The organism is Candidatus Hydrogenedentota bacterium (assembly GCA_012523015.1).
Lineage (GTDB): Bacteria > Hydrogenedentota > Hydrogenedentia > Hydrogenedentales > CAITNO01 > JAAYBJ01.
In genome coordinates, this window is sequence record JAAYJI010000085.1 from 15,090 (window position 1) to 32,852 (window position 17,763).

Annotated in this window: 20 protein-coding genes; 2 read left to right on the plus strand and 18 right to left on the minus strand. The window is 55.0% G+C overall.

What is annotated here, in order from left to right:
* Positions 1–87: 87 nt before the first annotated feature.
* The 3 genes from GX117_04020 to GX117_04030 all read right to left on the minus strand — a co-directional run bounded on the left by GX117_04020 (position 88) and on the right by GX117_04030 (position 2,960).
* Positions 88–1,071 carry a Gfo/Idh/MocA family oxidoreductase gene (locus GX117_04020; GenBank protein NLO32509.1) on the minus strand — a complete coding sequence of 328 codons (984 nt, stop codon included), beginning with the start codon at positions 1,069–1,071 and terminating at the stop codon, positions 88–90.
* A 15-nt stretch (positions 1,072–1,086) separates the two neighbouring features.
* Positions 1,087–2,061: a Gfo/Idh/MocA family oxidoreductase gene (locus GX117_04025; GenBank protein NLO32510.1), complete on the minus strand. Its 975-nt coding sequence runs from the start codon at positions 2,059–2,061 to the stop codon at positions 1,087–1,089.
* Positions 2,062–2,138: 77 nt separating this feature from the next.
* Positions 2,139–2,960, minus strand: coding sequence for a sugar phosphate isomerase/epimerase (locus GX117_04030; GenBank protein NLO32511.1), 822 nt, complete (start codon positions 2,958–2,960; stop codon positions 2,139–2,141).
* A gap of 260 nt (positions 2,961–3,220) precedes the next feature.
* On the opposite strand from GX117_04030, the gene GX117_04035 reads away from it, so the two are divergent.
* On the plus strand, positions 3,221–3,934 hold the full coding sequence (locus tag GX117_04035; GenBank protein ID NLO32512.1) for a response regulator transcription factor: 714 nt from the start codon (positions 3,221–3,223) through the stop codon (positions 3,932–3,934).
* 9 nt (positions 3,935–3,943) lie between these two features.
* Here the strand turns inward: GX117_04035 and GX117_04040 are convergent, their stop codons facing one another.
* From GX117_04040 to GX117_04105, 14 genes are all read right to left on the minus strand, one after another.
* Positions 3,944–5,380, minus strand: a complete 1,437-nt coding sequence (locus GX117_04040; GenBank protein ID NLO32513.1) for a hypothetical protein — start codon at positions 5,378–5,380, stop codon at positions 3,944–3,946.
* Positions 5,381–5,456: 76 nt separating this feature from the next.
* Positions 5,457–6,812, minus strand: a complete 1,356-nt coding sequence (locus GX117_04045; GenBank protein NLO32514.1) for a glycosyl hydrolase — start codon at positions 6,810–6,812, stop codon at positions 5,457–5,459.
* Positions 6,805–8,295: a hypothetical protein gene (locus GX117_04050; GenBank protein ID NLO32515.1), complete on the minus strand. Its 1,491-nt coding sequence runs from the start codon at positions 8,293–8,295 to the stop codon at positions 6,805–6,807. Before GX117_04050 ends, GX117_04045 begins: the two co-directional genes overlap by 8 nt.
* 144 nt (positions 8,296–8,439) lie before the next feature.
* Positions 8,440–9,486 (minus strand): Gfo/Idh/MocA family oxidoreductase, encoded by a 1,047-nt coding sequence (locus GX117_04055; protein NLO32516.1) that lies wholly within the window; start codon positions 9,484–9,486, stop codon positions 8,440–8,442.
* 107 nt (positions 9,487–9,593) lie between these two features.
* Positions 9,594–10,325 carry an rRNA pseudouridine synthase gene (locus GX117_04060; GenBank protein ID NLO32517.1) on the minus strand — a complete coding sequence of 244 codons (732 nt, stop codon included), beginning with the start codon at positions 10,323–10,325 and terminating at the stop codon, positions 9,594–9,596.
* 97 nt (positions 10,326–10,422) lie between these two features.
* Positions 10,423–11,373: a bile acid:sodium symporter family protein gene (locus GX117_04065; GenBank protein ID NLO32518.1), complete on the minus strand. Its 951-nt coding sequence runs from the start codon at positions 11,371–11,373 to the stop codon at positions 10,423–10,425.
* Positions 11,374–11,577: 204 nt separating this feature from the next.
* Positions 11,578–11,940: a hypothetical protein gene (locus tag GX117_04070; GenBank protein NLO32519.1), complete on the minus strand. Its 363-nt coding sequence runs from the start codon at positions 11,938–11,940 to the stop codon at positions 11,578–11,580.
* A 17-nt stretch (positions 11,941–11,957) separates the two neighbouring features.
* Positions 11,958–12,422: a hypothetical protein gene (locus GX117_04075; GenBank protein NLO32520.1), complete on the minus strand. Its 465-nt coding sequence runs from the start codon at positions 12,420–12,422 to the stop codon at positions 11,958–11,960.
* Positions 12,423–12,482: 60 nt separating this feature from the next.
* Complete coding sequence (locus tag GX117_04080; protein NLO32521.1) at positions 12,483–13,526, minus strand: hypothetical protein; 1,044 nt, start codon at positions 13,524–13,526, stop codon at positions 12,483–12,485.
* Between the two features lie 27 nt (positions 13,527–13,553).
* A complete protein-coding gene (locus GX117_04085; GenBank protein NLO32522.1) occupies positions 13,554–13,934 on the minus strand; it encodes a hypothetical protein in 381 nt (126 codons plus the stop codon).
* A gap of 66 nt (positions 13,935–14,000) precedes the next feature.
* On the minus strand, positions 14,001–14,702 hold the full coding sequence (locus GX117_04090; protein ID NLO32523.1) for a hypothetical protein: 702 nt from the start codon (positions 14,700–14,702) through the stop codon (positions 14,001–14,003).
* A gap of 83 nt (positions 14,703–14,785) precedes the next feature.
* Positions 14,786–14,983, minus strand: a complete 198-nt coding sequence (locus GX117_04095) for a hypothetical protein (GenBank protein ID NLO32524.1) — start codon at positions 14,981–14,983, stop codon at positions 14,786–14,788.
* A 26-nt stretch (positions 14,984–15,009) separates the two neighbouring features.
* Positions 15,010–15,708, minus strand: coding sequence for a hypothetical protein (locus GX117_04100; GenBank protein NLO32525.1), 699 nt, complete (start codon positions 15,706–15,708; stop codon positions 15,010–15,012).
* A 52-nt stretch (positions 15,709–15,760) separates the two neighbouring features.
* Positions 15,761–17,011, minus strand: coding sequence for a hypothetical protein (locus tag GX117_04105; protein ID NLO32526.1), 1,251 nt, complete (start codon positions 17,009–17,011; stop codon positions 15,761–15,763).
* A gap of 278 nt (positions 17,012–17,289) precedes the next feature.
* Here GX117_04105 and GX117_04110 point away from each other — a divergent pair, with 278 nt between their 5' ends.
* Positions 17,290–17,499 carry a hypothetical protein gene (locus tag GX117_04110; GenBank protein NLO32527.1) on the plus strand — a complete coding sequence of 70 codons (210 nt, stop codon included), beginning with the start codon at positions 17,290–17,292 and terminating at the stop codon, positions 17,497–17,499.
* A gap of 28 nt (positions 17,500–17,527) precedes the next feature.
* On the opposite strand, the gene GX117_04115 is transcribed toward GX117_04110, so the two are convergent.
* Positions 17,528–17,719 carry a helix-turn-helix domain-containing protein gene (locus tag GX117_04115; GenBank protein ID NLO32528.1) on the minus strand — a complete coding sequence of 64 codons (192 nt, stop codon included), beginning with the start codon at positions 17,717–17,719 and terminating at the stop codon, positions 17,528–17,530.
* Positions 17,720–17,763: the final 44 nt, after the last annotated feature.

Here is a 17,763-nt window from a genome sequence, read left to right on the forward strand (position 1 = left end):
TTTTTATCCCCGCTGCGACACAAAAAAACCCTTGCCGCAGACTCCCATCAGTTGGGCTGCGGCAAGGGCGCTGTCCTTATCTTAGTCTTAGAGTTTCACCGCGGCACCGCTGCGGAAAGACTCATACGCGGCAAGGGTCACTGCCGTGGCATGCAAACCGTCAACGCCGTCAATAGTCGGCTCTCGTTTCTCGCGCACCGCTTCCACAAAGTCGCGGATCAAAGCGAGGTTTGCATCATCACCCCACGGGACCCAGTTGACCCGCCCTGCTTTGCCATCATAAAGCGTCACTTTTTGGTTGAAGGCATCCACATTAATCACGCCGCCTTCGCAAATAAATTCGAGGGTCACATCGCCCCAAGTGGGATAGCAATCGGGGCGGCTCCAACTCGCGAGATGTCCAACCTGGACGCCGCCTTTCATCTCCAGATGCAGGCTGCCGAGATCGTCGGTTTTCAAGGTCTTTTGATGGAGCTGATTGCCCAGTTCGCAATAAACGCGTGTGAATTCTCTGTCAAGCATCCAGCGCAACAGATCGACTACGTGCACCGTGTGATCCATCGTCGCGCCGCCGCCGCTCAGCTCGTCATCGGCAAACCAGCCGCCCGGAGCTTTACCGTGATTGGTGCAAGACACGGCGTAAACCTCTCCAAATTCGCCGGAATCGAGTTTCGCTTTCGCCTCAACAATGGGCAGTGCATAGCGGCAAGGAAAAGCGGTGCCCAGCCCTACGCCTGCCTTTCTACATGCAGAAACCATAGCGCGCGCATCTTCAAGGGTCGGAGCCAGCGGCTTTTCACACAAGACCCATTTGCCTGCAGCCGCGGCCGCCTCCACCAACCCTCGGTGCTTGGTGTTTTCAGAGGTTACAATAACCGCGTCCAGATCAGAGGCAAGAAATTTATCTAAATTACCGATAAAAGGTGTTTCCAGTTCCTTCGCCTTGGCTCGGCCGCGCCTGGCGTTATCATCCCAGATTGCGGCAAGGCTAGCTTCGGGAATTGCCTGTACACAAGCGGCATAGCTGTCCGCGTGAAGGTGAGCAAAGCTCATAATGCCAATCTTAACCATGATAGAATTCCTTTCTCAAAGGTTGACCGGTTGCCGCAGCCTTGCGGATTTCAGAGCCGCTTCTGCAATCATAACAGCACGCAATCCATCTTCCGGACAGACACGGGGCATGGATTCACCCCGTATCCAGCCGAGGAAATCTTCCCATTCCAGCTGATAGGGGCTCACCGAAACAGGATTTGACGGGACGATCATACTCGGGCCCGCCGCCGCTTCCCGCGCCTGCGCGCTGAAGGGAGCTTCGTTGCTGTCGAATTCGATCATGCCCGATTCGCCGCAAATTTCCACCTTGACCCGGAAGCCGGTCGGATGCGCCCACGTACCGATGACCGTAGCGATCATACCGTTTTCCATACGCAACGTCACTTGCGAATAATCTAACTGCACCGGTTCCTTCCGACGCAGTGCTTGGCAAAAGAGGCGTTCCGGCTCGCCAAAGGCGTAGCGGAGCCAATCCAGATCATGGATCATGGAATCAAGGGTTACCCCGCCGCTTTGCGCATAATCACGAAACCAACTGCCGGGCGTGCCGGGGAAAATCCCGCCGCGGAACATCTTGATCCAGCCCGGTTTTCCAATAGCGCCGCTTTCCATCTGTCTGCGCATTTCTTCAAACTCTTGGAAATAGCGCACCACGTGACCTACAAAAAGCTTGACACCTGCCTTTTCCGCCGCAGCAATGGACTGCTTGCACTCTGCCACGGTACGCCCGAAAGGCTTCTCACAAAAGATATGCTTACCGGCAGCGGCAGCCGCTTTCACCAAATTCTTGTGGGTCGGCGTCGGCGTCGTGATCACCACAATATCCACATTCTTCGCCTTCACCGCAGCCATGGGATCGTTCATGGCTTTCGCGTCGAAGTCCTTCGCCAAGGCGGTCGCAGCAGCAGCGACCTTGTCGGCACAGACCGTGATACGAAGGCCGCAATTGCTTGCCATTTGTGCGTGGAGCCGGCCCATGCCGCCACATCCGAGGATTGCAACATTCATAAGGGTTCTCCTCCCTGTTCAGGTTTGGATACGAAAAAAAATTCAAGAGCAATTCCCTTGAACTAGCTTTGCCAACATTATGATTGAAGAGCGATAATGGCTTCAAGCGACGTGTGTACGTGGCGAAGCATCACTTCCAGACTATGCGTATAGGGACCATATTCCGCGGTAAGAGCGCCGTCAAATCCAATTTCGGATAAGGCGTCCACCACGGCAGGCCAGTTGACATCCCCTTCCATGAGCATGACAAAACCGTCGAAGTTGCCCGCCGACGCACGGAAGTCTTTCGCGTGAACAGCGCGCACACGGCGGCCAAGGATACGCAAATACTGTTCGGGATAACCGTAAAGAATGATATTGCCCGTATCGATGTACGCCCCCACATACTCACTTTCGCATTGGTCGATGAAGTCGCGCAGCTCCACGGGGCTCAAGAGAAGTTTGTTCCACACGTTTTCAATGCCGATCCCCACTTTCAGCGCTTCCGCCCTTGGCACAAGCTTCTGTACCGAGTCTAAAATATTTTCCAACGCAAGATCATAGGAGACCTCAGCGGAAACGATGCCCGGCACCGTGAGTACCGTATGGGCGCCCAGCCGATGCGCTGCCGTGAGGGCGCGCTCCATCAACGCCACACCCTTTTCCCGAATAGCGGGATCGGGCGCGCTCAGAGGATATTCCCAGCCCAACCCCGTGCCCACTGTCGCGAGTTCGAGTCCAAGTCCTTCCGCTTCTCGGCGCAGCGCCGCCGCCTCGCTTTCGCTGATATCCAAAGACAAGGGACCGTCAGTACCCACACACACCTCAAACGATTGAAAGCCGAGGCGCGACGCAATTTGCATGGCTTCCAAAACCGGCATATCTTTGGGGAACGCCCACTGATTGATTCCTGTAAGCATGATCTCTTTCTCCTCATCTGGGTTCGGCATTCACAACACAAATACGGGCCCGCACAGATCGGCGCAAAAGGCTGTGCCCTTCACCCTGCCGCGTCCGAGGACATGTATTCGTGAAGGCTCCACCTTTCCTGCTTCGCCGGGCAGCTGTCATTTCCTGAACAAATCAAAAAGGAACCATCACATTATATACAATAGAGGCAGGTTGTGGATGAAATGAATACCGCGGCCCTTTATACCTACGCGCAATGAAAGGAAATAGTGTGCTTCGAAAAGATGAAATCGTAATCTTGGTGGTCGGCAAACCCGGATCCTCACGCAGTGCCCTTTGCAAGGCGCTGCAACAGGAAGGCTATCAAACGAAAAGCCTGGCGACCGGCACCGAAGCACTCGACTATATCTTTGATAAACCGCCCCAACTCATACTCCTGGATTGGACCTTACAGGACATGTCCGGCGCTGATTTCTACAAGCAACTTAATGAAGACAGAAACATCGCGCTGCTGCCGCTGATCATACACACCTCCCGCAGCAAAGAGGAAGATATCATTGCCGGACTCAGAGCCGGCGCCGATGATTTTATCGCCGGACCTATCAGCGACGCCCTCCTCGCAGCACGGGTTCACGCGCTGCTGCGGCGCAGTCTCTATGACATGGTGAATGAACAAATACCCCTGCGCTTCGGGGCACTGGAGATCCATCCGGGACGCAGAGAAGTCACCGTTAACGGAAAAGTCATCCGCCTCACCGCTTCGGAATACTCTATTCTATATTTATTGGCGCGGCGGCCGGGCTGGATTTTCACACGGGAACGGATCGTGAATGTGGTGCGCGGAAGCCACTACACCGTGACCGAACGCGCCGTCGATGTACAGATCTTCGGACTGCGCAAGAAGCTGGGGAAAGTGAGCGCTTGCGTCCAGACCGTACACGGCGTGGGCTATCGCTTTAGTGATCTTGCTGAGGATGCCAAGTAAGGAACTGCGTCAGCAGCTGGACGCACCGCGTGCCGCACGACCCTCTGCTTTGCCAAGGTGCAGAATGATAAAGGTCAGCACCGCCGTCGTGACCACGTAGAGTACGTAGAGCGCGATAATGGTCATGGGCATATGCCACGGCACAAAGCGGTTCACCGTGCCTTTAAAATAGTCATGGTGCATCAAGGTCTTCAAAGTCGCCATGATGAAAGAAGCCCACAACAAGAGTAAATATAGGCGCGATACGGGGCGCGGTCCTTTATCCAAGAAATGTACACAGACCGCCACGATTCCCACGACAACAATAAGAATGCTGAGCTGCATCCAAAGGGGTGCCGCCCAGCCAAGCATATTCTCACAGTTTCGGTTAAAATCAAGAACGGTATGAAAAAAAGTAACCGTTATGGCAACATGCCACGCAGCGCTGCGGCAATAAAGCGCCAACCCAATGCACAGGATACCGAAGAACAGAAAGTTGTAGAGAACTTGAAGCACATCGTCCGCTGCCAGACCAGGCAGGCATGCACAGCCTTCAAGACATTGTTCCCACTTGGGAAAGACCACGAAAAAGCCGATTACAAAAAGCAGCAGAATGACCGGCGCGATCCAGCCCCCCGCTCCGTCTTTTGTTTCCGCAACGCCATGGGTCTTAAGCCGATCGCGATGGAGCCACGCCGCTAAGCCGAAGACAAGACCGAGCATGGCGCCAAAGAAACATTCCATGAGCTTCCACCAATCAATGACCGCCGCCGGCGCGTAGCTGCTGCGCCCGAAAATAAGAAAGAGGCAGCCCGCTCCGAAACCAATGGCTCCGCCCACCAGCCCCCACAGGGCGAAGAAGAAGGGCACAGCTCGTTGCTTGCCCCTGCCCTTATAGAGGATCCACACGATGAAGGCGATGGCTGCGCCGAGCAAGCCCGCCCACACCTCATCCCTCGGTTTATCAAAAGGATTGGAAAAATAGATCAGCCGTGAAGCATTGATCAGCTTCCAGCCGGGATAAAAGCAGAGCAGCGCGAGCAACAAGCCCATGAGAAGCGTACCCCTGCTGTATTGCGCGCGACAGAGTCCCGCGCCCAAAATCGCGCCGCCCAACAAGCCCCAGATCCCGCCCTTTAAGGCGACACCGAGGAGCCCCCACGCCATGGTGTTTGGATCGCAGGCAAGCCCCAGCGTCTGACCGTAGGTCATCTCACCGCCGCAGCCCAGACCAATGGCGCCGAAGAGGGCGGCCACAGCCGCCTCATGCCGATCATGGCGCAACAGCAGGCTGAGACTCAAGGCAATAAAGGCGCCGGGAATCATCGCTGCAAAGGGGCCGCCGCCGATGAAGCCGCGCCACGCCCAGCCCAGCATGACGGCAAGGACGGGGAACACGATAAAGAGCAAACGCGAGGGCAGCGGCGTTTCTAACGAAGAGGGTACATTGAGTTGCTCAGTGGTCATCTATAGAACTCCTTAAAAAAACAGTTTCGGAATGTGGGAAGGCCGCTTCACATCAATCCTAAAAAGAAATAACTACTTATCCGTAAAAATACAAGGTAGGTTGATTCTGAATCATGCGTTGCAAATAAACCGCCAGTTCCATGGCGTGATAATCGCCCCACATAGACGATTCTCCTTGGGGAACCGCTTTGCCCGGCGGCAGATAGTCCCAGCCATTGGGTCGATGATAGATGCTGTGTAAGATGAGGCCCTGATGCGCGCTGTCCTCGCTTAAATAGGGCGCGTTGAAAAGGCTTTGCGCCGTCTTCAAGCCGCACTGTGTATAAACGGTGCCCGCATCACCCAAATAACTGCCCAGACGCAGCAAAGCCTGGGCACATATCACGGCGGCGGAACTGTCCACAGGCTCATGCGGATTATCCGGTTCCGAGGGACGATTGAGATAATCGCCGAGCTGATACAAGCCCGGCGCGCCTGTATCCCAATAAGGCACGCCGTCCGTAGGCGTGTTGTCCAAATAGAAATCAGCCATCGCCTGCGCGCCCGCCAACATTTCCTGAATAAATACTGCGCCGTCTTCAACCTCTTCCAAGGAGCGCCGATGATCGCGGAAAAATTCCAACTGCTCCACACAGCCCAGAAGCCCCCACGCCAGGCCACGGGTCCACGTAGTGAAGGGCGCATAGCCCTGCTGCGTTGCCGCACAGCGATACTGTCCGTCATTCACACTGAAAATGCTTTCATGGGCAACACGGCCGCGCACATCGTATATGTCCCGCCCTTCCCCGAAATACACATTGTATTTCAGCGTGGCGCGTATATGCTTGACCGCACGATCAAGCAGAGAAATACGCCTGTCGTTTTCGCCCAGCAGAACCTGACCCAAATGATGACCCAGCACAAGAATGCGGCAGGAACGGATCGTGTCTACAAAGAGCGACTGGGGCCCGTTAAAAGAATAGATGAAGCCGCCGCCATCGGCAGTATCGCTCCAGCGTGCTGCCTGCACCGCTGCCGACACGCGCAGCGCCAGCTCATAAAGACGCATATTCTCTTCCAAATCCTTACTGCGCCCCTCATGGGCAAGGCGCAGCAAATTACCGTAGGTAGAGATGTTGTTGAAACCGTGATCATGGACACCGTGATGGGTCAGATGGGCTGCCATTTTATTAAGCGTATCGTCGCGGCCCGACGCGAATAAGGCTTCGTCTCCTGTCCCATCAAATTGCAGCAGCCTGCAGCCATAGAGGAATCCCTGAGTCCACTCTGTCCAGCCGCGGCTTGTATATTTTCCGGCTTCTGTGAAGACAGGCGTGCCCCGCTCGCTGTCCCAATCTTCTGCCAAAGAAAATAACTTCGACTCTGCCAGGGAAAAGAAACGATCCAAAGCGGGCGTCAACGCCGCTGCTTCCAAGTCATAGCGATCAATCATGTGCCTGCTCCTTTCTCTGCGCTTCCTCATGTCGGGAGAGGGGCATTTCCCCAACACGAAAACCATCCAACACGAAACGCACGATGTTTTTATGCACGGTCTGTTCCAAGGCGCGCATGGCTGCCCACAAGAAAATCAGCGTCCAACGGAACGCTCCCGTTTCCAAAAGGCCGGCGGGCCGGAAAATCGATAGTACCAATACCAACAGCAAAAACAAAATTAAACGCCATGCTTGTCGATTAAAACGCTGCCAATATCCGCCCATACGATAGATGGTATAGTTGGCAGTTATCGATAGCACCTGCGCCGTTAACAGCAAAATTCCCACTCCGTTGAGGGACACCAGGAAGGCAAAAGAAAAGCATTTGAAAAGATGCAGCAGGGGAAACAAGGGGATGCGCTTTTTAGGCGTCACATGGTTAAACACCCAAAAGACGAGGGACAAGGCAGCCAAGATAAGCAGCCAGCCGCCAAAGTCATAGCCGTATCGGTACAGCGTTTCGGGCTCCTGCCAAAGGGCGGGACTATGAAGCATGAACAGACCCACAAGGGCGCTGCCCAGCGCCCACAGCCACGCCTTGCCCTTTGAAAAGCCGCGAAACGATGCTGCCTCGTTCGTCACCACAGGCCGTTGCTCATAATCCGTCGCCACGCGGTCATTCTCGTAATACCCAATTTCATAGATAGAGAAGAGCGACAAAAACAGCGCCGGCAGCGCAAGCGTATGCTGCCAAGAAAAGCTATAGGCAAGCCAAAGAAGCGCCAGATCTTCAAAGACAAGTTGCGTTGTGAAATAACGGCAGCCCGGATATTTCCCCTCCACCGTGTAGCGCAGCGGCACATAGAGGGAAGAGAAGGCGCGACACGGCACCATGTCCCACTGCAGGATATGGGAATCGGTAATGGCTGCCGCCACTTCAGCGTCATCGTCACTGTCTGTGATGAAAAGGGCTGACGACCACTGTTCTTTGGGCAAAACCGCTGCTAGGGCGGCGCATTTCCCAATGACCCGCAAATTCCGCCAAGGGGGCACCACGCGAGAGCACACCACCGGCACATGACCAAGTCCCGCCGCGGCAAGGAGCGGCACAATAATATGTTCGAAACCGTAACTCAGAATGATGAGCGGTTTATCGGCCGGCAGCGCCTCCAAGAGTACAGGGTTCATAGACGGGCGGCCATAACGGCGGGCGGCGCGGCGCCACAAGAAATGATTCCACGGCAGCAACAGCGTACACAGCAGGATACGGAGAAAATCACGCTGCTTATCATAAACAACCAAGCGCAGCCCTGCCAGCACACGAAGAAGCCAGTCACTGCAGGCAACCAGCAAGAATACAAGCAGGCGGGGCCGCAGACTATCCAAAAAAACTTCCGTGGAATTATCTAAAAACAAGGTCTGATCAAAATCAAGGACTACAGCACTGCAACGCTTGAAATCCAAGCCGGCAACAGCACTACTTTTTTGATGTTCCCTGTTCATGGCACTTGTTTCTATGATCCATTACGAACGCAGTGACAGCAATAGGCACAGACAGCACAGACAGCACAGACAGCACAGACAGCGCTGACCCATGACCGATGAACAACACCGGTACCAACGACGACAACGACCGACACCGTAGCCTTAGAGTTTGATGATCCGTCCTGTCTCTGCCGCTTTATAGATCGCCTCGATCAATGCCACAGCATTACGGCCTTCCCGCCCGTCGATAAGCGGCGCACGATCCCTTCTCAGGGCAGTGGTGAAATCAGCGATCTGACGGCGATGACCTTCCGTCTTGAGACTGCTCAAAGGATCTGCTGCGCCGGAGCCCAGCTCAGATTCTCGGTTTAATTGCGCCTCGATTTTCGCGTCAACAGCGCGGCGTTTATCGAATTTCCAAAATTTAATCGCGCCGTCTTCCGTGAAGACGCTCCCCTTCGATCCGTGAATCTCAATACGCGCAGCGTGTCCTGGGAAGATGGCGGTGCTCCCTTCGATCACGCCAAAAGCACCGCTCTCAAATTGGAGCATTGCCGTCGCTGTGTCTTCCACTTCAAGCCCTTCATGAAGGCGTCGCGTCATTTGCGCTTGTACCGTCTTCACAGGCCCCATGAACCATTGCAGCAGGTCAATTTGGTGGATACCCTGATTCATGAGCGCGCCGCCGCCGTCCCATTTCTTCGTGCCCCGCCAAGCGCCGCTGGCATAGTATTCCGCAGATCGATACCATTTAATATAGGCATCGCCCAGTACTAAAGTACCGAAACGGCCTTGATCCAAGGCTTTTTTGATGAGCGCAGAATCGTCGGCAAATCGACTTTGGAAAATGCAGCCCAGCCGAACACCCGCTTTCTCCGTCGCAGTGATGATACGGTCAATGCGTTTGGTCGATACGTCCAGCGGCTTTTCAGATAAAATATGCTTGCCCGCTTCCGCACAAGCAACGGCAATTTCCATACGCATGCCGCTGGGCACACAAAGACAAATAGCCTGAATATCTTTGCGTTCAAGCATTTCCCGATAATCGGTATACATTGCCGCATCGTATTGGTCGGCGAGCCCTTTCGCCGTAGCCTCAACCACATCCGACACCGCCACCAGCTTCGCCGAAGGCACATCAGCAATCGCCGCCGCATGAACCGGACCAATATTACCGCAACCAATAATGCCATAACCGATCTTTGCCATAATCAACCTTTCTTTTCCTAGCGTCTCTAAAAAAACTTCAATCCATAGTGTACCTGCCCGCCGGGGGAGATGTCCACAGACGGCGGCAGCACAGCGCGACGGAGCCTTTAAAACGCTTCATCTTTACGTAAAAAACGCCACTTCCCGTAAGGAAGGGACGACAACAGAATCTTGCCAATGCGCACCCGCTTCAAATGAACCACCTCCAGACCGACGAGGGCGCACATGCGCCGAATCTGGCGCTTCCGCCCTTCCCACAAAATAAATTGCAAGCGCTGTCCAGACAAAGGGGTGACCTGTGCAGGCTTCAGTATCTTGTTGTCCAAAGAAAGACCATGGTTTAACAGAGACAGCGCTTCATCGGTAATCCGCCCTTTCACACGTACCAGATATTCTTTGTCGATCTTGTTGTTGCTGCCGATGAGGCTTCGCGCAATACGCCCGTCTTGGGTCAACACCAAGAGACCTTGCGAATCACTATCGAGTCGGCCCGCCGGCGCAAGCCCCCTGAAAGGCGGACGGGGAGCACGCTCCGAATCCCGGTCTCCGCCCCATAAATTGCCCTGCGTAATGAGTTGCACCGCAGGCACACAGCCGGGCTCAGGCTGCCCCGAAACATAGCCCACAGGCTTATTCAAGAGTACCGTGATTTTTTCCGCCAAGGCAGAGACAGCCCGTTCATCCAACCGGATATGGGCATCAGGGGCTACGCGGGTCGCACATACATCCACACAAACGCCGTCCACATAGACCCAGCCCTGTTCGATAAACGATTCGGCTTCACGGCGCGAACAGATACCCCGTGATGCCATCAATTTTGCTATGCGTACCGCTTCCATAGCCTCTATTATGCCTTATGCCTTCCGAGCCGACAAAAGAAGCGCCCCCGCACCGCCGCCGCGCCCCTGCCGCGCCCCTGCCTCGACCCGAAGCCCATCAGACAGATGCTTTTTCCGGTAACCGGTCCCCTGCCGCATCATGGCGCTGCCACCATGCCGCAAGGAGGCTCGCCGTAAGGATGCAAACAAACACAAAGATCGCCGCAGGAACAGCAGATTTTTTTTCCAGATGATTGAGCGCAAGCACTACGCCAAGCCCGGCGTTTTGCATACCAATCTCAATGGCGAGGGTTCGCCGCCGTTGTTGATTCATGCGGAACAACATGCCCACACCATAGCCGCCGACCATGCCGTATACATTCAGGATCAGACAGGCTGCCAACACCACCACCGTCATAGACGCGAGATAATCACGGTTCATAGCAATGACCATGCTGCAGATAAAGACGATGAAGGTGGCGGAAATGGCAGGGAAGACCGGCAGGATCCGCTCAATCGTGCCCTTAAATTTGTATTTGACCCACAAGCCCAACAAGAGCGGCGCCACCACCGTTTTAATCACGCTCAGGAACATGGCAAGAAAAGAGACATCCATCCGCGCGCCCGCAAGGAGCAGCGTCAAGCCCGGCGTGAGGATGGGACAGAGCAGCGTCGAAACCGTCGTGAGAGATACGGAATAGGCGACATCCGCCTTCGCGATATAACTCATCACATTGCTCGCCATAGCGCCGGGCGCAGCGCCTGTTAATACGAGCCCCACAACCAGCGCATCGGGAAGATGGAGCAGCCTCCCTACCCCGTACGCGCCCAAGGGCATGATCATAAATTGGGCGGCACTGCCCACCACCACGGGCCACGGCGCCTGCACAATACGTTTAAAATCTTCAAGCTCAAGCGCCGCACCAATGCCGAACACGGTCAGCGCGAAAAAGGAATTCATCCCCGGCTGCAACACCAAAAAAGGTGCGGGGAAAAGATAGGCTAAGATACCGAATGAGACCACCCATACGGTGAAATAGCGCGTATACCACGCCAAAATCTGTTTCATCGTGTCCGCCTTTATTTGCCTGATGCAGCGCGAAGTAAAGGGATAAGACCGCGTCGGGTCTCATGCCAAGCTGCCCATGCCGCACGCTGCACACAAGACGGCATCAGCCTAAGTTTTAAAGTGTACCACTATTGCTATTTCAGGCAAAAAAAAGCGGCGCAAGTCCTCACCCTTGCGCCGCACCCATTCACCCCAAACCGGAGATTAAGCTTGCTTCAGTTTTTTGACAATACGACCCGTCCACAGATCGATAAAGTCGTTCCCCAGCGTCTCCACCAAATCCACTCCCCGCCGGCGGGCAATATCAACCGCCCGATCCCGCGCCTGTTTCCGCGCCTCTTCCTGCTCCCCGGCACTGAGCCGACCCGAAGGATCCTGCTCTTTTAACGCCCGCACGTATTCACGATAGGTCGCGTCCACCGCCGCCTCCAAGGCTTCCAGCGCATCATTGACTTTACGCTGCCGCATCCCGCGCATCCATTCATGGCTCTTCAATAAGGTCCACAGTGCGCCCACGATGGAAGCAACACAAGCGAGCACTGCCTCAGAATGTAATAGACTCATCATTGATATCAACCTCCTTTCTATTGTTGACCGCGGAAACGATTGTCCACATGGACATGACCGTCTGCATAATCGTCCTTGACCCAGTCAAAATAACGACGGCAGATTTTCCCCACCGTTTTTTGCGCAACAACACGACCCGTTTCCGCCTCCTTTGCGATAAGATCGACTGCGATACCGCCGAAGCGGTTGAGGTGGTAGGATCCACGGGACACCAGTCCCCCATCTTCCGTCCACCCCAGCTGTTTCGCGAGCCGCTCATTATCCTGCTCCGTCCTCACTGCGCTCGTGATAATCACGTAGACAGTCTTACCATAGTAAGCGCCCAGATCACGCCGCGTCCGTTCGAGGCCCTCCAAAAGTGTGGGATGGACCATCGCCAGCCCTTCGGCATTTTCAAATTCACGCAACTTAAAGTTCCCGTACAACACGCCGTCCACCTTCGTATGCAAGACTACATTGTTTCGGTTTTTCACTACTGCCATGATCCATCCTCTCCTTTCCCCACTTGTTTCTGCAGCTTCATCCCCGGTCTACCCGGCTTATCAGGACGCATTCGACAACACCACGCGGGCATGCTCATAAAGAATCGCAAAGTCCGTGATCACCGTCAGGTAAGCACGATCCCATTGCTGGTGGATGATCTTGTCATTCTCAAGAAGCAAATCTTGTTCCGTCAACTTCTGTACGGCATAATTCGCGTCCAAGATCGTGATGCGATCTTCAGGCTGATCGGGCATGGGCACCACTTTCATGCCCAGCGGCGTGGGCAGCGCACCCGTCCTCGCAAAATCAAAGAGCATGGCATTGGACATCTCTTCCATCGTCAGCAGCGCCACAGAGGCTTGCGGCCCCGTCAACACGTGGGTAGGCGTGAAATGATTGCTCAAAGCCAACTGTAAATAGCCGATGACCAGATCCCGGTAGCACCAAGATCCCGACTCTTCGCTGTCCATAATCGCCGGCGCAGTAGCGCCCGAGCTGTCACCGAAAGCGAGGACATGGGCAAGCCGCGCATCAAGATTACGTCCAAGCCGCTCGCCCATACGACGCAAATGAATGCGTAGCAAATCGACGGACATGCGGCGGATGACCTCATAGGAGGCAATGACGCCGCGCCCTTTTTTGTCCACGCGCACCACGCGGTCGCCGTAGCGTATGGTCGATTCGGGAATGGCAGCGCCTTCCGCCACGGGGCGCAGCGCCTCCTCTTCCTCCTCCTCATTCACATAGGGCATGTCGTAAACGGCGCCGTTGATCCGTTCATCCCGCGCGATCAGCGACGGGTAAGCGGGTTTATGGCGCATACCGGAGAGCACCGCATCCCGCACCACCTCGGGGAAAAGCCACTTCGCAGAAGGATCGCTGTGGAAGAAGCGTTCCACTGTGATCCGTTTCAAATCAATGCCGAACTCAGCGGCGCAATAATCTTCCAAAGATGTATCCAAAGCCCTGAAATACTGACCGTGCGTCAAATCCAGCTCAGACAGCTTCTCATACAATTCCCGGCCCCGCAACGCGCGCAGTTGTTCCGGCGTACGGCTCAAAAATACAACCTGTTCCTTCACTAAATCATCCCGTTGACTCATTTCTTGTCTCCTTATCTTTCTTGTTGATTACAGAAGTACTTCCACCGTAGTTGACGCAGCGTTCACCTGAACCACCATCCCTCGCGCCGTCGCCTCCTCGGAAAGCTCCACTTTCCCCGCCTCTTCCGAAGGGATCACACCCGAAACACCGTCTACCTCCGGAGCGCTGCCCGAATAGGGAAAGCTGCAGATGCCGCGCACACGGATGGGCACCAAGGTACCCGTCCGGTCGCAGTCCACCATCACTTCTCCAAAAACGATATCGCCCTCTTCAAACACATTGCTCACTTCATAGTCACTCGTGAGTTTGACCGCCTCGCCCGCGCGCAGCGCCACCGTTCCCGACGGCTGCGTACGACAACTAACGATCAAGCTGCTGATTGGTCCACCAAAGCCTTCATTCGTCATCTCAATCTCCTTTCTGAACATCTTGTTCTTTGCCCGACCAAGGGCACTTGCTCACACCACAACCACTCAATGCTTCTCTCCCACGATGCGCCGGATCCGGCTCCTGCGCTCCTCTTCCCCGTCCACATCCAAAGGCTCAGGCCGAGACACAGGCTCCGGCGGCAGCTGCCGGTCGTAGCGCGTCTCCACCTTCGCGAGGCGCTCGTCGATCTCGCACAAGGTCATCCCCTCCAGCAGCCGACGCCAGCCCGTCTCATCAAAATCGTCGCCGTCCAGCGTGCGGCTCAACCCGCAAAAGCGCAGGATCGACCGTGACCGCGCCCGCAGCCCATCCTCCACCAGCGCCGACAAAGACGCCCGCTCCTTGCCGTGCTCCTGAAGCGTCGAAGCGAGGGCGCGCATTTCCTCCACACCGGGGCTGGAACAGCGTTTTAACGAAAGCTCAACCGTTCCCGACGGACTCATCAACAAGAGGGAACAGTCCCGGTCGCTGCGCTGCTGCCACGCATAGACGCCTTCGTTTTCTCGGCGCGTGTCGCCGTCCTCGCTGAGCCACTTCAGTGGATGGGGCATTTTCTCCGTCGCCCAACAGCCCGCTTCCAAGGTCTCACCTGCAATGCGCCATCCCGTCAAGTGATCGCCCTGCTCTAAGCGCAGATCGAAATGGGGCCCGTCCCCGTCGTGATGGCGCTGCAAGACAAAGCGTCCCGCCTCCTTCGCAGGCGCCGGATCCTGCACTTCTCGAATTGCCGTAATTTCCCAATACATCTTCGTTCTCCTCTATCGTTGCGGCTTATCCAATACAGGGCATCCGTACCCTGTCTTAAATACTCCTTTGTCCCGTCACACCTTCAGCCGATGAGCTGGCGCGCAAGGGTGATGACCATGCCCGCCAGATTGGCAATCAATATGGTCGTGCCCCGGCTCAGCGTAGCCTCCAAACGGCCCATGCGCTCCTTCAACTCCCGTACCGATTCCGAGAGGGCGCGGAACTCCACTTCCGCCGCACGCTCAAAAGCGCAGCGGCTGCTGCATTCTTTCTTGTCCATCCCTTGATCCTCCTTGTCTTTCACGATTATTCTAGCGCCCACGTCGTACCGGTCACGGTGATGGGCTGATGATAGGCTTCCCGAGCGGCGCATAACGCTTCCATGGGCTCTAAAAGACCGGCGCCCTTTTGACCGCGCTCCTGCGCCACGAAGCGTGTCCCCTGCGAGCCCGCAGGCACCACCGAACCTTCCAACACCTCCAACACATCGCGCATAATGAAATGACATTGTTTGTCGCCGTAGCTGCGCCCGGGAACATGAGAGCAGCGGCGCAAATCGCGTCCACACACGGAACATTCGGGCAGCCGAAAGGAAAAGGCGATAGACGTTTCCCGATAGACGCCCCCTTCAATGTTCAAAATAAAATCCTTGTTTTGTTCCGAACGGAGCACGTAGACTTCCGGGGGCACCGACAGATAATCTCCGTCACGGTGCAGCCGAGAGCGGAAAAAGGTGCCCCGCGGCAGCGAGCCCGCCAAATCATGACGCTCCATCAGCGGCCGGCCCGGCGTCAAGCCATTAATCCGCTCCAGCTCCTTTTCCGGGAAGCGGCTGAAATGACGATCTACTTGGTTGTTGCACAGATCCATCGTGAATAACGCCACCTCCTCCGCCGTCAGCCTGCGCAGCGCGAAATGATTGACCGCTTTCATGGGGTCGTCTTTTCCCAACGCCGCCGGACGAACCTGTCCCCGCTGACTGAATACAAAGGCTTTCATTTCCATTCTTTAATCCTCCTCAATGTTAAAAACCACGAACACAAGCCCAACCCGACCCTTAAAAGCTTCGAGTCAGTTCTTTTGCTTCCTCAAGAGTGATGAGCCCACCGTCCAGCAAGCGCAAGGTGCTGTCAATTTCTTCCGACCGTGCGCGGGCCTCTTTCAAAATATCCACCGTTCGATTACTCTTCATCACAACCTCCGCCCGCGCATCCACACCATGCAGCGATAATTCAAGATTGAACAACCGTTCCAGCAGCTTCTTCACGCGCCGGTTCACCGTCTCAACCTGCCGATTTACCACTTCGAATTGCGCGGTGCCGTAGGTTTCCGTGGAACCATAGTTACGCCCCATCAACACCGGCATCATGTGCATGCCTGTAATCATCTGTTCTTCCACCGCCTTCTGATTGTCATAAAAGACCTGATGCTGTTGGTTGCCGTTTAAGACGGAGACCTCCACATTGTTGAAGGTGACCAGATTGCTGTTGGGGCGGGTGCTGCCCATAGAGGCACGGATTTGTGATAACTCATCGAGGACACGTTTTTCATAAGCCGCAGCCGTCTCCTGCGGACGAGGCTCGCCGGGGTTATATTGAACGTGCAGTTTGTTCCAGCCCGCGTTGTGCGTAGCTGACGCCATGTCGGTCAACAATTGCTGTTGGATACGCACCACGTCGGGCAAAGCGCGCAGCATACTCCGACCGTAGGGATTGGTACCGTCCCGATCCAGACCCATGTAGAACAGCAAATCTTTCGGCAGGCGGAGCGCCTCCTCTTCATGAAGTTGATAGGCTTCCAGGCCGCCCCCTTGATTACGAAAACGCAAGGTCCAGATGTCGACGGGCACGATATTATGCACCCTGCGCCGTGCCCGGCCCGGCACCACTTCGAGGGCTGCCGCGCCAAAGGTAAAGAGCGACGCGTAGAAGATATCGAGGAGCCCCGTTAATCCGCCGTCATGGGCGTTCACCCGCGATTCCAAGGCGTCCAAAATCGCTCTGCCCGATTCGGCATCCTTGCCCGAAAGCCGCAGCGTGTATCCCGAGTGACACAAGCGCTTCCACGTCCATACGGCATCGGAGATATCCGGCACCGCGTCGCGCAAAACACGATAAATGCGCAGCATCTCAAAGGGGGTACCGTTAGGCAGTGCAATAAAATGGTTGAGCGACGAAGGGCCGCCGCCCCATTCTTCGGGCCGAGAGACGCTCTGCAGCAGCGCCGCTCCTTGTCCCATCTTTCTTTTCCCCGACCAAGGCCGAAAAAAACGTGCCGCCCACTTTTTTATCTTTGTCTCTTTTTTCATCGGTGCTGCCTCCAAAAGCCTGTTGAGTTTCGCAGTGTCATGCTTTTACTATTAATAGGCAATGATTAGCACTTTTTGAAAGAGGCTATCGATGAAAACACCTGATGCCATTGGCTTTTCCCCATTCCAACGCCCGAAAAAGCCCTATATACAAGTATACCCATAAGTTTACCCATATATGAAAGACAAAAATAAATTTTTACCCTTTAGTATCAAGGGTAAACGAAGTATAAAGACCCTTTTTCCTGCCACAGCCCCAAAAAATGAATTCACTCTTTTTGAATAAACTGCCGGCAGCATCGCAACGGAGCACACTTAAAACCGGCGCGGCAGATTTCATAACGCTCCATCATGACGGCTACCGCCTCCGCCAAATGAATGGCAGTCCGACCTGTACCGGCGCGGGCAAAGCCCCAAAAGCCTGTCTGCATTGGGTCACCGTGTCTAAAATGCTGCCTCTAGAGAAGCGCTTTCCCGCCTTGATTTGAAGCGGATCTAAAATTGCATTCTGCAGGTTCAAACTCGAATAGCAAGCCGATCCGCAGTAATAGAACAATAGCGACCGCGTACACTATTACGGCGCAATTCACGGCCCATACTACTTTTATGAAAACCAAGTATCAGCGCTATTTGTCGGTTGCTCAATCCTTGGCTTTTAAGTGTTTCTAGTTTTATACGGTCATCTCGTGTAAAATGGTGGTGGGACATTATGGACTCCTTCGGGTGTTTCAACAGAACTATTGTACCGAAGA